Raw genomic sequence first — 14,538 nt, 5'->3', positions numbered from 1 at the left:
TTGACGACAGTACGAAGAAAGATGCCCACATGTTAGGCGCACGATCACCGCAAACCCGAAACTCACAGACGTACAAAAGCACGCGAGCGGAAGCGCTTGCGCTCTCGTCCCACATAGTCTTCGAATCGACGCCATCTTGCGCGTCGCTCCATGCCCTCAGGCGGTCGTCAGCGTGACACCGGCGGCGGCCTCCGTTTGCGCACGCGCACCCTCGCGGCGGTCGGCGCGCAGCATCTCGGCGGCGCGCTCCGCGATCATCAGCGTCGGCGAATTCGTGTTTCCCGAGGTAATGGTCGGCATGACCGAGGCGTCCACCACACGCAGGCCCTCCACGCCGCGCACACGCAGGCGCGCGTCGACCACGGCGTCGGGGTCGTCGGCGCGGCCCATGCGGCAGGTGCCGACGGGATGAAAAATCGTCGTGCCGACATTGCCCGCCGCCTCGCGCAGCTGCTCCTCAGTCTGGAACGCGAGCCCCGGCAGAATCTCATGCGGCTGGTAGCGCGCGAGCGCGCCCGAAGCCGCGATGCGCCGCGTGAGCCGTATCGCGTTGGCCGCCACGCGCAGGTCGCGATCGGTCGACAGATAATTGGGCGCGATCGCAGGCGGCTGCGACGGGTCCGCCGACACGGCGTGGATGCTGCCGCGCGACGTGGGCCGCAGGTTGCACACCGAGGCGGTGAACGCGTTGAAGCGATGCAGCGGCTCGCCGAAGCGGTCGAGCGAAAGCGGCTGCACGTGATACTGGAGGTCGGGCCGCGTGAGCGTGGGATCGCTCGGGTCCGATTTCGCGAATGCACCGAGCTGCGAGGGCGCCATCGACATGGGCCCGCTCTGGAAGAACGCGTACTGCATGCCGATCATCAGCTTGCCCCACCAGTGCGCGGAGGCCGTGTTGAGCGTACGCACGCCGTTCACGCGAAACGCCATGCGCAATTGCAGATGGTCCTGAAGGTTCTCGCCCACACCGCGCAGATCGTGCACGACGCCAATGCCGAGCTGCGCGAGCCGGGCAGCGTCGCCGATGCCGGAAAGCTCGAGCAATTGCGGCGAATTCACGGCACCGGCGCTGAGGATCACTTCACAACGTGCCCGCGCGACGTAGTCGACGTCGCCGCGATACTCCACGCCCACGCAGCGCTTGCCTTCGAAGATCACCCGCTGCGTGAGCGCGCCGGTGACGACCGTGAGGTTGGGCCGCTTCATCGCCGCGCGCAAGAACGCCTTCGACGCATTCCAGCGCACGCCGCGCTTCTGGTTCACTTCGAAATAGCCCACGCCGCTGTTGTCGCCGCGATTGAAGTCGTCGGTGGCGGCAATGCCCTGCTCCTGCGCGGCGCGCGCGAACGATTCGAGAATCTGCCAGTGCAGACGCTGCTTCTCCACGCGCCATTGGCCGCCCGCGCCGTGAAACTCGCTCGCGCCGCCGTGATGATCTTCGCTGCGACGGAACACGGGCAGCACGCTGTCCCACGACCAGCCGGAATCGCCGGTCTCGCGCGCCCAGTTGTCGTAGTCTTCGCGCTGGCCGCGCATGTAGATCATGCCGTTGATCGACGACGAACCGCCCAGCACGCGCCCGCGCGGGTACGAAAGCGAGCGGCCGTTGAGGCCTTTTTCGGCGGCGGTCTTGTAGAGCCAGTCCGTGCGCGGATTGCCGATGCAATACAGGTAGCCCACGGGAATGTGGATCCAGTGATAGTCGTCCGCGCCGCCCGCCTCGATGAGCAGGACGGAAACGTCCGCGTCTTCGGTCAGGCGATTGGCGAGCACGCAGCCCGCGGTGCCCGCGCCAACGATCACGTAGTCGAATTCGCCTTCGAGGCGGCGCGCGGCCTGAGCTTCGCTCGGTGCAGGCATGATGTGTCTCCAGCGATGACTGCTCTCTTTATGTTGTATTTTTGGACTGCGATTACTGCGCCGGACGGCATCGAACGCTTCGGATTCCTTTCGAACCGCCCGGCTCCCGGCCGCCTACTTCGCCACCGGCATGGTGAACTCCGCGCCCTTGGCGATGCTGTCGGGCCAGCGTTGCATGATGCTCTTGTAGCGCGTGTAGAAGCGCACGCCTTCCTCGCCGTAGGCATGGTGGTCGCCGAACAGCGAGCGCTTCCAGCCGCCGAACGAGTGCCACGCCATCGGCACCGGAATCGGCACGTTGATGCCGACCATGCCCACCTTGATCTGGCGCGAGAAGGCGCGCGCGACGCCGCCGTCCGAGGTGTAGCACGACACGCCGTTGGCGAATTCGTGTGCGTTGATCAACTCGACGGCGCTCGCGAAATCGGGCACGCGCACGACCGACAGCACCGGACCGAAGATCTCTTCCTTGTAGATCGTCATGTCGGTCTTCACGTCGTCGAACAGCGTGCCGCCGAGGAAGAAGCCCTCCTCATGACCATCCACCTTGTGGCCGCGCCCGTCCACGACGAGCTTCGCGCCCGCCGCCACGCCGGCCTCGATATAGCCCTGCACTTTCGCGCGATGTACGCCCGTGACGAGCGGCCCCATTTCCGAGGCGCCGTCCATGCCGCTGCCGATCTGCAGCGCCTTCACGCGCGGCGTGAGCCGCTCGACGAGTTCGTCGGCGATATGGCCCACGGCCACCGCCACCGAAATCGCCATGCAGCGCTCGCCGGCCGAGCCATAGGCCGCACCGATCAGCGCGTCGACGGCCTGGTCGAGGTCCGCGTCGGGCATCACGACGAGGTGATTCTTCGCGCCGCCCAGCGCCTGCACACGCTTGCCGTGTCTCGTGCCTTCCGTGTAGATGTACTCCGCGATCGGCGTCGAGCCGACGAACGACAGCGCGGTGACGTCCGGATGCGCAAGCAGCGCGTCCACGGCCACCTTGTCGCCATGCACGACGTTGAACACGCCGTCGGGCAGCCCCGCTTCCTTGAGCAGTTCGGCAAGCCGCACCGAAGCGGAAGGATCGCGCTCCGAAGGCTTCAGCACGAACGTGTTGCCGCAAGCGAGCGCGATCGGGAACATCCAGCACGGCACCATCATCGGGAAGTTGAACGGCGTGATGCCGGCGACGACGCCCAGCGGCTGGCGCAGATTCCAGTTGTCGATGCCCCCGCCGATCTGGTCGGTGAAATCGGTCTTCAGCAGATTGGGAATGCCGCACGCGAACTCGACCACCTCGATGCCGCGCATCACCTCGCCCTTGGCGTCGGAGAACACCTTGCCGTGTTCGCGCGTAATGAGTTCGGCGAGTTCGTCGTGATGCTGGTCGAGCAGATCCTTGAACTTGAAGAGAATGCGCGCGCGCTTGATGGGCGCCATTTCCGCCCACGCGGGAAAGGCTGCCTGCGCGGCGGCAACGGCGGCGTCGACCTCCGCCACGGTGGCGAGCGGCACGCGCGCGCTCACTTTGCCGAACGCCGGATTGAAAACGTCGCCATGACGCTCGCTCGTTCCCGCCAGCGGCTTGCCGTTGACGAAGTGGGTCAGCATGCGGACGCCGGCTTCGTTTCGATGTGTCTCGCCCATGGGTGTGCCTCTTTTGTCGTGAAGCCTCGATCCAACTAGCGTAATCGCGAGGCTGGGGCGCGATCCAATGATTAATGCTCATCAGCGATATAAGGCGGTTTAATATCAGGATATGGACCTGACCTTGCTCCGAGCGTTTGTCACGGTTGCGCGCGAGGGCAACCTCACGCGCGCGGCCACCCATTTGCATCTCACGCAGCCGGCCGTGAGCCTGCAGATCAAGCATTTGCAGGAGGCGCTGGGCATCGCGCTCTTCACTCGCACCTCGCACGGGCTCGCGCTCACGCGCGACGGCCAGGCGCTGCTGCCGCACGCCGAACGCGCGCTCGCCGCCGCCGGCGACGTCCAGCGCGCCGCTGCTGCGCTGCGGCACGAAGTCCGCGGGCGCTTGCGCATCGGCACCATTCTCGATCCGGCGTTCCTGCGCCTCGGCGGCTTTCTGCGCCAGCTCGTCGAAACCTGGCCGCAGATCGAAACGGCGCTGCGCCACGGTATGTCGGGCTGGGTGCTCGACCAGGTGCGCTCGCGCGAACTCGACGTGGGCTACTACATCGGCCAGCCCGTGCCCGACCCCGACACCTTCCACGCCATCACGCTCACGCGCTTCCAGTACCGCGTGCTCGCGCCGGCAGGCTGGAAAGACCGCGTGAAGGATGCGCGCGACTGGCGCGCACTTGCCGCGCTGCCATGGATCTGGACTCCGCCCGCCTCCGCGCACAATCGCCTGCTGACCACGCTGTTCGAGGCCGCGCACGCCAAGCCGGTGAAGGTGGCGGAGGTGGACCAGGAGCCGTCGATGCTCGATCTCGTGAAGTCGGGCGTGGGCCTCACGCTCGCACGCGATTCCACGGCCCTCGCCGAAGCCCACGCGCACGGGCTCACCATCGTCGAAGGCGTGACGGTGCCCACGGAACTCACCTTCATCACGCTCGCCGCGCGGCGCGACGAGCCCACCATCGCGGCGGCACTGAAGTCGATCGAAACGCAGTGGGCGATATGAGCCGCGCTCATGAAGACGCGCGCGCCCCGTTCAGTCTGACGTAAGCGCAGGCCTGGTCGCGTAACAGCGCTGTCGCCCAAGTTTTGATAGATTGGGAATCCGCTCCGCGTTTTCGGCACGCCCACGGGTGTGTTCACCCTGCGCGGCGCGTTTCCCCGCTTCTCCCATCGTTCCCCTTGTTCTCTTCGTTCGACAGGAGCCTTGCATGGCCCGCAACATCGAAATCAAAGCCCGCGCCCGTCAATTCGACGCCTTGCGCGACCGCGCTTCCCAGCTCGCCACCGAAGCGCCGCTGATCTTTCGCCAGCAGGACTTCTTCTATGACGTACCGCGCGGCCGCCTGAAGCTGCGTCAGTTCGACGACGGCACCCCGCCCGAGCTGATCTTCTATCAGCGCGACGACCGCGACGGCCCAAAGGCCTCGTACTACACGCGCAGCCCCGTCACCAATGCCGAGGCCATGCACTCGCTGCTCGCCACGGCGCTCACCACGCGCGGCATCGTCTCGAAGGAGCGCCACGTGTATCTGGCGGGCCGCACGCGCATCCATCTAGACCGCGTGGATGGTCTGGGCGACTTCGTCGAACTGGAGGTGGTGCTCGGCCCCGAGGACGACGAGCAAGGCGGCGAAGCCGAAGCGCACGCGGTGTTCGCGAAGCTCGGTGTGGACGAAAGCGATCTCGTCGCGGTGGCTTACGTGGATCTGCTCAATACGGCCAACGCGGCCTGACATCTGCAATTGGCATAGCGGGCCCTTGCGGCCTGCTACGCCTTCCCTCCCACGCCACTCATGCCGCCGGCGCGCCCGGCTCCAGATGCCCGAGCGGCAGCGGCCCGTTGCGCTTGAACGTGGTGAGCACGATGTTCGAGCGCACGCTGTCCACGCCGGGCACGCGCATGAGCTTCTTCATGACGAAGGTCGAGAGCGCGTTCAGATCGGGCGCGACGATGCGCAGCAAATAATCGGCGTCCCCCACCACGGCATGGCATTCGAGCACTTCGGGCAGCACGTCGATCTGCTGCTGGAACTGCTCGATGATCGAATCCCCATGATGCTTGAGCTTGAGGCTCGTGAACGCGGTCACGCCCAGCCCCAGTTTTTCGGGCCGCAGCACCACGCGATAGCCGTCGATCACCCCTGACGCCTCGAGGCGCTGCAGCCGCCTGCCGATCTGCGAGGGCGAGAGCGGCACCTGCTCGCCAAGCTGCTGATGCGTGGCGCGGCCAAAGCGCTGCAGCACGTCGAGCAGCGCCAGATCGAAATGGTCGAGTTCAAGCATGAATGGAGTCCGCATTAATTGACTGTATTGCGCTCGATTATTGCATACGCCAGCCGTAACCCATGGAGTACGCGCACATGCCGCGCGCCATCCGCTCTAGACTTGCATGACAGCAAGCCTTTTTAGTGGAGCGTTACGAACATGGTCGCCGCCACCGCGAAACTGCAGGAGCAGTTCGACGCGGGTCTCACCACCCGTCCCGATTTCACGATCGAACAGCCGCGCGAGCGCTACGGCGCGGCCGATCACGCCGTCTGGGACCAGCTCTACCGGCGCCAGCGCGCCCTGCTCGAAGGCCGCGCCTGCGACGCCTTCATGGAAGGCGCGTTGCGCATCGGCCTGAACGTTGCCCACGTTCCGTCCTTCGCGCAGGTGAGCGAGCGCCTGATGGCTGCAACCGGATGGCGCATCGTGGCCGTGCCGGGTCTCGTGCCCGAGCGCATCTTCTTCGAGCATCTGGCGAACCGGCGCTTTCCGGTCACCTGGTGGATGCGCCGTCCCGACCAGCTCGACTATCTGGAGGAACCCGACTGCTTCCACGACCTGTTCGGCCATGTCCCTCTGCTCACCGACCCCACTTTCGCCGATGCGATTCACGCCTATGGCCGCGCTGCGCTCGCCGTGGAGGAGCGCGCGTTGCCGTTGCTCGCGCGGCTCTACTGGTACACGGTGGAGTTCGGCTTGATGCGCGACCCGAGTGCACCCTACGGCGTGAAGATCTACGGCGCCGGCATCGTCTCGAGCAAGGGCGAGACGCTATACAGCGTGGAGAGCGCGGCGCCCAACCGGCTCGCGTTCGACCTCGACCGCGTGCTGCGCACGCGCTATCGCATCGACACGTTCCAGAAGACCTACTTCGTGATCGACTCGTTCGCGCAGCTTTTCGACGCGCTGGGCGCGGGCATTGCTTCGCGTCTGGCTGATCCGGCGGCGCTCATCGCGGTGCAGCCGCACGCAGCCGGCGACGTGCTGCAAAGCGACACGATCATCACGCGCGGCACGCGCGAGGGCTGGCTCGACGACGGCGACGTCTGAACGACATGCGGGCTTTGCGCCGCAGCACGCGCGCGTTCCTTGATGCGAGCGCTCGCACGCGTGCCCCATACGTGAAAAAATGGCTGATCGGCTCACGGCGCACGCCCGGCCTCAAGCTCAATACAGGTGCAATGATGATCAACCGACTCACATCCGAAGAGCGCGCATCCGAACTCGCCGACCTGCGCGGCTGGCAGGCCGTCGCCGGCCGCGATGCGATCCAGCGCCATTTCCGCTTCGCCGACTTCAACGAAGCGTTCGGCTTCATGACGCGCGTCGCCATCAAGGCGCAGGAGATGAACCACCACCCCGAGTGGTTCAACGTCTACAACCGTGTGGAGATCACGCTTTCCACCCACGAAGCCGACGGCCTCACCTCGCGCGACATCGAACTCGCGCGCTTCATCGACTCGATCGCGCCGGGGCCGCTCAGCGCATAAGCAGCGGTACTAATCATGCGTACGCTGTGCGCACGGCGAGTGCACACAGCGAGCGCACAGCGCGCCGTGAAAGCATAATGCAGGGTGCGGGGCCTTCAAACCTTCAGCTTTGAAGGCTATTCTTGATGGATACGTAAGACTCCCAGGCAGCGCGGGCAATCGGGTCTAAACGTTCCGGTGATATGGTGTTCTGACGCTGTACAATCAGCAGCGCATAAGGCTTGGAGAGCGCACTTGCCTCCTGGCACAACGCGAGTTCATCGCCAATCGAAGGCGAGCGGTTGCGCCAGAAGTTGATCGCGGCTTCGAGTTCGGTGATTGAAATATCGGACATGTGGATCGTGATCGCGCAACCGTCGGGCTGTGCCTCGAGACCAGCAAGCGACGCTTCGCGAACTGCGTGCCTGAACGCTAAACCCATTGTACTTGAGCGAATCCCATGCGACTCCTTCTGATCGAAGACGACCGCCCTATCGCACGCGGTATCCAGTCCAGCCTCGAACAAGCCGGCTTTACGGTCGACATGGTCCACGACGGCATCTTCGCCGAACAGGCCCTCACGCAAAATCGCCATGAGCTCGTGATCCTCGATCTGGGGCTGCCGGGCATCGACGGCATGACGCTGCTTTCGCGCTTTCGCCAGAGCAACCGGCATACGCCCGTGATCGTGCTCACCGCGCGCGACGAACTGAACGACCGCGTCCAGGGCCTGAATTCCGGCGCCGACGACTACATGCTCAAGCCGTTCGAACCGGCCGAGCTCGAAGCGCGCATTCGCGCCGTGATGCGCCGCAGCGGGCCGCACGGCGACGTGCCGCGCCCCGAAGTGTCGCTCGGCGGCGTGCGCCTGTCGGGCGTCGATCGCCGCATCTTCAACGACGACAAGCCGCTCGAACTCTCGCCGCGTGAGTTCGCGGTGCTCGAAATGCTGCTGCTGCGTCACGGCCGCGTGGTGAGCAAGGCGCAGCTGCAGGACCACCTCACGCACTTCGGCGGCGACCTCGGCGACACCGCGATCGAAGTCTACGTGCACCGGGTGCGCAAGAAGCTGGAGAACTGCCGTGTCGAGATCGTCACGGTGCGCGGCTTCGGCTATCTGCTGCAGGAAATCCGCCAGGCGGCCTGATCCGCCTCGTTTTCCTGGGCAGCCAGCGGCGGCGGAGCAATCCGCCGCCGTTTGCGCTTGTAAGCGCCGGCTTCTGGCGTCTCACTGGCGCATCAGCCGCCACGCCCGCGGCCCGCGTACAATGGATCGGTCCCGTGCCGCGCACGCCGCCGCACCTACGATTCATCATTCGCCCCGAAGCCATCATGCCCTCACCTGCCGCAACGAGCCTGCGGCGCACGCTGCTACGGCGCCTCGCCGCCCCGCTTTCGCTGCTCGCGCTGATGAGCGGCCTGATCGCCTATTGGCTCGCCTGGCAGTACACGCAGCACGTGGTCGACCGCTCACTCGCGGACCTCGCCACGGCCATCTCCCGGCAGATCCAGATCGCCGGCGACGATGCTGCCAATATCGTCCCACCGCTCGCCCAGGCGATGTTTTCCGACCCCGTCGAGGACCTCGTCTATCGCATCAGCAACGGCGAAACGGAAATCGCGGGCGACCATGACCTGCCGCTGCAGGGCACCAACGTGCGCCGCATGCACTATGCGTACGTGTTCGAAACGATCTATCAGGGCGTAACCGTGCGTGTCGCCCAGGTGCGCGTGCCGCAGGCGCATGGCAATCCGATCGTCGTGGAAGTCGGTCAGCCGGTGCACCATCGCTTTCGCATCGCGGCCGAGTTTCTCGTCGCGATCATGATGCCGTTGCTGCTTCTGCTGCTCGCCGGCTGGGTCATCGTGTGGCGCGTGGTCAACCAGCAGCTCAACCCGCTCACCGCGCTCGCCGACTCGCTCAACCGCCAGACTCACACGTCCCTCGAACCGGTGGACGAGACCTACGTGCCCGTCGAGATCCGTCCGCTCACGGGCGCGCTGAACGCGCTGCTCGGACGCCTGAAGACCGCGCTCGACGCGCAGCGCAAGTTCATCGCCGACGCCGCCCATCAGCTGCGTACGCCGCTCACGGCGGTGAAGCTGCACGCCGAGCAGGCCGTGAACGCGCGCGAGCCGCAGAAGGTCACCGACGCGGTGCGCGAGCTGCGTGCGGCCGCCGACCGCGCGGTGCGTCTGTCCAATCAACTGCTTTCGCTCGCGCGTGCGGAGCCGGGTGAACAGGCTGCGCGCTTCGTCGATATCGACATGGCCGCGCTCGCCTTCGAAACAGGCGCCGAGTGGGTGCCGCGGGCGCTGGCGAGCCACGTCGACCTCGGCTTCCAGCGCCTCGACGATCCCGAAAACGACACGCCGTTGATGGTGCGCGGCAACCCCGTGCTGCTGCACGAGGTCATCGCGAATCTGCTCGACAACGCGCTCAAGTATTTGCCGCCCGTGCGTCTCGAAGGCGCGCGCATCACCGTCACCGTTTCGCAGTCCTCCGCGGACGGCGTGCCGATGGCCGAGATCGTCGTGGAAGACAACGGCGGCGGCGTGCCCGCTTCGCAGCAGGCGGATCTCTTCAAGCGCTTCTTCCGCGGCGACGGTCAGAGCGAAAGCGGTGTCGATAGCGGCGCGGGCTTGGGCCTCGCGATCGTGCACGACATCATGACGCTGCACCGGGGAAGTGTGCATTACGAAGATGCCCCCGAAGGCGGCGCGCGTTTCATCGTGCGTGTGCCGCTCGCGCATCGCGGCATCCCTGGCGGCAAGGACGCCAAAGACCGCAGTGACAGCAAGGAGGCCGCCGCCTTCGAGGCCGCCCACCTGCATACGGTCGAGGCCGGCGAGGCGCCGCGCGAGAAGAAACCGAGCCACCAGGCGAGCATCGATCTCTGACGCTCCAGGTGCCGGGAAAACGACAAGGGCCGCTCATGCGGCCCTTATGCTTGATACGGTGCGACGCGCGCTGCGCCGTTTACTTCTTCTTTTTGCTCTTGCCTTTCGACGCTTTCGCGCCCTTCCCGGACTTGTCGTCGTCGGGCGGCGCGAGCATCGTGCCGCGACACTTGCGGGCGCCGCATCGGCATTCGTATTCGCGTTTGAGCTTCTTCGTCTGCTTCGCGTCGATCACGAGGCCGTAGTCGTAGAAAAGCTCCTCGCCTTCAGCGATATCGCGCAGTGCATGAATATAGACGTGTCCTTCGATTTCCTCGGCTTCGCAATTCGGCGCGCACGAATGATTGATCCAGCGCGCGCTGTTGCCCTTCACCTTGCCGTCGATCACGTCACCGTCGTCCAGCGCGAAATAGAACGTGTGATTCGGTTCGTCAGGATTATGCGGATGACGCCGCAGCGCTTCCTTCCAGGAGATGCGCTCGCCCTTGTATTCGATCAGTCGTTCGCCGGTCGCAATGGGGACCGCCGCAAACACGCCCTTGCCGTGCACGCCCGACTGGCGCACGACGATCCTGCGTTCACTCATTGAATGAATCCTTGTGAAGTACTGGGGGAGACTGTCCCGGTCATGACAGGCGGCGTGGAACCTGTCCCTCCGCGCGCCGCCCGCGGCTCTCTCATGAAGCCGTGCCTGGCGGTCTGCCTGGCCTTGCATCGGCCCTTGCATCCCGGCTCGTCGCGCTCCGTACGCAAACGCGGCGCCGATTGGGCGCCGCGCTCATGCGACGCCCGGCGCGCCACAGACGGCATCGTACACGCTCGCGCCTCTTTCGTTCAACCCATATGCGCCGTGTGAAACCGCCACGCGCAGCGTGTCTCAGCGCTGGCCGAGCGTCGTCTCGCCGAACAGCTTCTTCAACTCGCGCGGTTGCGAGCGCCAGTATTGCGGCGGCGCGCTTACGCTCGCGCCGAGCTGCGCCGCGGCGTGCCATGGCCAGCGCGGATCGTAGAGCATCGCGCGCGCCATCGCGATCATGTCGGCTTCGCCGTCTTCGATGATCTGATTGGCCTGCAGAGCGTCGGTGATGAGGCCCACCGCAATCGTCGTCATGCCCGTTTCGGCCTTCACCTTGCGCGCGAACGGCACCTGATAGCCGGGCTCGAGCGGAATCTTCTGCAGCGGCGACACGCCGCCCGACGACACGTCGATCCAGTCCGCGCCGCGCGCCTTGAGCGCCTGCGCGAGGACGACGGTGTCCTCGGGAGTCCAGCCGCCATCGACCCAATCCGTTGCCGAAACGCGCACGCCGATCGGGCGATCGGCAGGAAATTCGGCGCGCACCGCGTCGAACACTTCGAGCGGAAAGCGCATGCGGTTTTCGCGCGAGCCGCCGTATTCGTCGCTGCGCTGGTTCGCGATCGGCGAGAGAAATTGGTGCAGCAAATAGCCGTGCGCCGCGTGGATTTCGAGGGCGTCGATGCCAAGACGCGCAGCGCGGCGCGCCGTGGCCACGAACGCATCGCGCACGCGATTCAGACCCGCGACGTCGAGTGCGAGCGGCGGCGCCTCGCCTTCCTTGTGCGCGAGCGCCGAAGGCGCGTGCGGCAGCCACCCGCCGTCGGCGACCGGAATCAGCTGGCCGCCCTCCCAGGGCACATGACTCGACGCCTTGCGACCCGCGTGCGAGATCTGCATGGCGATGCGGATCGGCGAGTGGCGGCGGATAGCGGCGATCACGGGCTCGAGTGCGGCTTCGGTCACGTCGTCCCACAGGCCGAGACAGCCCGGCGTGATGCGGCCGTCCGGTTCGACGGCCGTCGCTTCGATGCAGAGCATCGCGGCGCCCGAAAGCGCCAGGTGGCCGAGATGGATCATGTGCCAGTCGTTGGCTTCGCCGCGCTCGGCGGAGTACTGGCACATCGGCGAAACGACGATGCGATTGGGGAGCGTCACGCCACGCAGTTCGAGCGGACTGAAGAGCTTGCTCATGGGAGGTCCCCGGACGGTTGGCAGAAGCGTCCGAGAATAGCACGCGCTTTTTTCACGCGTTCGACAAGGCACACGACGCGTGCGCCGGCGCGAAGTGGATCAGGCTCGGTTCAGGCGCGCGTCAGGGTTGGCGCGCGGCCATCTGGGCGTCGACGGCATCGAGCCATTCGCCGAACATGCGGCTCGCCTGCGCTTCGAGGAGCGGCCCGTGGCGCGCCGTGTCGTCGCGCAGCGCGTTCACGTCCACGCCCGCGCCGGCGATTTCGGCGGCATGACCGATCAGCCAGGGCTCGAAGCGGTCGGCGCGCACTTCGGGGTGGCATTGCAGGCCGAGCACGTTATCGCTCCAGGCAAACGCCTGGTTCTCGCAGAGCGGCGTGGAAGCGAGCCGCGTGGCGCCCTGCGGCAGATCGAAGGTATCGCCATGCCAGTGCAGCATGGAGGTCGCCGCGCCGTCGAGGTGCTGCAGCGGCGAGGCGCGGCCGGCGTCGGTGAGCGTGAGCGGCGTCCAGCCGATCTCGGGCTGGGGTCCCGCATACACGCGCGCCCCGAGCACGCGCGCAATGAGCTGCGCGCCGAGGCAGATGCCGAGCGTAGGCAGACCCGCCGCGATGCGCTTTTCGATCATCGCGGCAAGGGGAACGAGGGTGGGATAGCGCGCATCGTCGCACGCGTTGATCGGCCCACCGAGCACGACCATGAGCGACGCCGACAAGGGATTGAGCGCGCCGACGCGGGCGAAGCCGACATCGACGTAGCGCACGGGGCGGCCGCGGTCGCCGAGCACGCGCTCGAAGCTGCCGAGGTCCTCGAAATAGACATGGCGCACAGCCAATACTTCGCGATTCATCGGCACATTCCCGGGTCGGCTGTGGACGGCATGCACGTCACCGCTTTTTCACGGCGCCTGCGAACGTTTGCGCCAACGGTCGTGACAAAAACTTGTGGCAAATACTTGCGAGAACTACGCAAATTGCCATGCACGCGTTTGATGCACGCAAAGTCCGCACGCCAACGACCGCGCGGTGCTTTGCATTACCGTGCATTACATGCGTTGCGCGCGCCGCCCGCATGGGGGCGGCGGCGCAGCTTCGGCCTTAAACCGCGAAGATCTTCCAGTTTTTCTTCTGGGTCGTCACGTCGGCCTGTTCGTAGACCGAGCAATCGAGACGCAGATCCGTGTCAGCCATGTCGATATTCAGGAGCTGGCAGTGATGCGGCGTCTTCTTCGGGTTCTTGCTCGGCTCGAAATGCGAGCAGGTCAGGCACATGCGGTGCTGCGGGCTGGTTTCCTGCGATTCGAGCAGATAAACCGTCTTGAGCAGCGAGCGATACAGCGTGGACTGCTCGTCCGCCTTCAGCGTGCCGACCGCCTTCGACAGGAAGTCGGGCCACTGCGAGGCCTTTTTCGCCGCCGTGCGGCCGCGCGAGGTGAGACGCACCGCGAGCGCGCGGCCGTCGTCGAGCGCACGGCGCTTTTCGACGAGCCCCTTGGTTTCGAGCGTGCTCACCGCATCGCTGGTGGTCGCGGCCGTGAGGGCCGTTTCACGCGCGATCTCGCCGAGGCGCATCGGCCCCTTACGCTGCATCAGCAGCACGAGAATTTCGCCCTGGGTAGGCGTGAGGCCTGCCCCTTCGGCCCAGTCCCACGCCTGGCTCCGCATTGCCGTGCTAAGTCGCAGCAGGCTATGGGTCACCCGCCCGGCTGCCTGCTCTCCGTATACGCCTTCGCTCATAGTCTTTCGCTGGTTATTGGCAGCTTGCGCTGCATCGTCAGCCGCCGCTTTGACCGACGGCCTGTGGGAACGCTGGCGCCCGGTTCCCCGAGCGCCGCACCATCTCAAAAAATCCTGCTTCGCATACGTCATCGTATGCGTTGCACTGTCATGTTTCTTGCCGCAGGCCCCGAAAACATCCTTCAAGTCCCGACGCCAGTGCAGCAAACCGACATTCTATGCGAGAGCGGCAAATCGCACAGCTAACTTATCCAACGTGAATTGTGGATAACCCGTTGATAAGCACGCTATTGCCTTGTGTACAGGTTCCTCGCTGCTCGCCGTCGTCGCCCCGCGACCCATGCAGGTTATCGCGGATTTCTGTCTCGAACGCAACTGGAATCTGCCCGATCGGGCCTAACCAATCATTACGTAGTCCATTGAGTTTGCAGGGAAAACGAAGGTTACCCACAAAGGCCTGGGCTATTTGTCCTTGAATATGGACCATGTCGGGACCCAGGTCAAAAAAATAAGAACCCCCAGGTACCTCGAAGGCGGCAAAAAAATTTTCGTGCACCTCGAAAAAAGTGGCGTGCGGAACCAACGCAACCCTTTTTTGGCCCGCTTTTCACACGCTGCCTACCGGTTTTCCGGTCCCCCAAAGCAGGAAGGGCAGCCCGAAAGCTGCCCTTGCATCCTG

General features: G+C 65.4%; 14 protein-coding genes. 6 read left to right on the top strand and 8 right to left on the bottom strand.

What is annotated here, in order from left to right:
• Positions 1–156: 156 nt before the first annotated feature.
• Entirely contained in the window at positions 157–1,860 is a 1,704-nt protein-coding gene (locus AB4Y43_RS04840; RefSeq protein WP_368727142.1) for a GMC family oxidoreductase, read from the bottom strand.
• Positions 1,861–1,974: 114 nt separating this feature from the next.
• Entirely contained in the window at positions 1,975–3,498 is a 1,524-nt protein-coding gene (locus AB4Y43_RS04835) for a CoA-acylating methylmalonate-semialdehyde dehydrogenase (protein ID WP_368727141.1), read from the bottom strand.
• Positions 3,499–3,610: 112 nt separating this feature from the next.
• Between AB4Y43_RS04835 and AB4Y43_RS04830 the strand changes: the two genes are divergently transcribed.
• Positions 3,611–4,498, top strand: coding sequence for a LysR family transcriptional regulator (locus AB4Y43_RS04830; protein ID WP_368603732.1), 888 nt, complete (start codon positions 3,611–3,613; stop codon positions 4,496–4,498).
• 205 nt (positions 4,499–4,703) lie between these two features.
• Positions 4,704–5,228 (top strand): class IV adenylate cyclase, encoded by a 525-nt coding sequence (locus tag AB4Y43_RS04825; RefSeq protein ID WP_069264482.1) that lies wholly within the window; start codon positions 4,704–4,706, stop codon positions 5,226–5,228.
• Between the two features lie 58 nt (positions 5,229–5,286).
• Here AB4Y43_RS04825 and AB4Y43_RS04820 read toward each other — a convergent pair whose 3' ends face one another.
• Positions 5,287–5,778: an Lrp/AsnC family transcriptional regulator gene (locus AB4Y43_RS04820; RefSeq protein ID WP_028203286.1), complete on the bottom strand. Its 492-nt coding sequence runs from the start codon at positions 5,776–5,778 to the stop codon at positions 5,287–5,289.
• Between the two features lie 141 nt (positions 5,779–5,919).
• On the opposite strand from AB4Y43_RS04820, the gene phhA reads away from it, so the two are divergent.
• Positions 5,920–6,813, top strand: a complete 894-nt coding sequence (gene phhA / locus AB4Y43_RS04815; protein WP_368727140.1) for a phenylalanine 4-monooxygenase — start codon at positions 5,920–5,922, stop codon at positions 6,811–6,813.
• A gap of 86 nt (positions 6,814–6,899) precedes the next feature.
• Positions 6,900–7,253, top strand: a complete 354-nt coding sequence (locus AB4Y43_RS04810) for a 4a-hydroxytetrahydrobiopterin dehydratase (RefSeq protein ID WP_256094713.1) — start codon at positions 6,900–6,902, stop codon at positions 7,251–7,253.
• 103 nt (positions 7,254–7,356) lie between these two features.
• On the opposite strand, the gene AB4Y43_RS04805 is transcribed toward AB4Y43_RS04810, so the two are convergent.
• Positions 7,357–7,587 (bottom strand): DUF3717 domain-containing protein, encoded by a 231-nt coding sequence (locus tag AB4Y43_RS04805; RefSeq protein WP_069264749.1) that lies wholly within the window; start codon positions 7,585–7,587, stop codon positions 7,357–7,359.
• 105 nt (positions 7,588–7,692) lie between these two features.
• Between AB4Y43_RS04805 and AB4Y43_RS04800 the strand changes: the two genes are divergently transcribed.
• Positions 7,693–8,379 (top strand): response regulator transcription factor, encoded by a 687-nt coding sequence (locus AB4Y43_RS04800; protein WP_027815974.1) that lies wholly within the window; start codon positions 7,693–7,695, stop codon positions 8,377–8,379.
• 185 nt (positions 8,380–8,564) lie between these two features.
• The gene (locus AB4Y43_RS04795; protein ID WP_342949159.1) at positions 8,565–10,133 is read left to right on the top strand and encodes a sensor histidine kinase N-terminal domain-containing protein; all 1,569 of its coding nucleotides are present in this window, start codon (positions 8,565–8,567) and stop codon (positions 10,131–10,133) included.
• Between the two features lie 79 nt (positions 10,134–10,212).
• On the opposite strand, the gene AB4Y43_RS04790 is transcribed toward AB4Y43_RS04795, so the two are convergent.
• From AB4Y43_RS04790 to AB4Y43_RS04775, 4 genes are all read right to left on the bottom strand, one after another.
• Positions 10,213–10,719: an SET domain-containing protein gene (locus tag AB4Y43_RS04790; RefSeq protein WP_069264486.1), complete on the bottom strand. Its 507-nt coding sequence runs from the start codon at positions 10,717–10,719 to the stop codon at positions 10,213–10,215.
• A gap of 291 nt (positions 10,720–11,010) precedes the next feature.
• Positions 11,011–12,123, bottom strand: coding sequence for an NADH:flavin oxidoreductase/NADH oxidase (locus AB4Y43_RS04785; RefSeq protein ID WP_368727139.1), 1,113 nt, complete (start codon positions 12,121–12,123; stop codon positions 11,011–11,013).
• Between the two features lie 121 nt (positions 12,124–12,244).
• Positions 12,245–12,973 (bottom strand): glutamine amidotransferase, encoded by a 729-nt coding sequence (locus tag AB4Y43_RS04780; RefSeq protein ID WP_342949157.1) that lies wholly within the window; start codon positions 12,971–12,973, stop codon positions 12,245–12,247.
• 247 nt (positions 12,974–13,220) lie between these two features.
• Positions 13,221–13,859, bottom strand: coding sequence for a MarR family winged helix-turn-helix transcriptional regulator (locus AB4Y43_RS04775; RefSeq protein WP_069264492.1), 639 nt, complete (start codon positions 13,857–13,859; stop codon positions 13,221–13,223).
• Between the last annotated feature and the right edge of the window lie 679 nt (positions 13,860–14,538).

This window comes from Paraburkholderia sp. BR10872, from assembly GCF_040965835.1.
GTDB classification, from domain to species: Bacteria; Pseudomonadota; Gammaproteobacteria; order Burkholderiales; family Burkholderiaceae; genus Paraburkholderia; species Paraburkholderia nodosa_A.
Note: the sequence above shows the minus strand (reverse complement) of the source record. Positions and strands in the feature narration are given on the sequence as shown.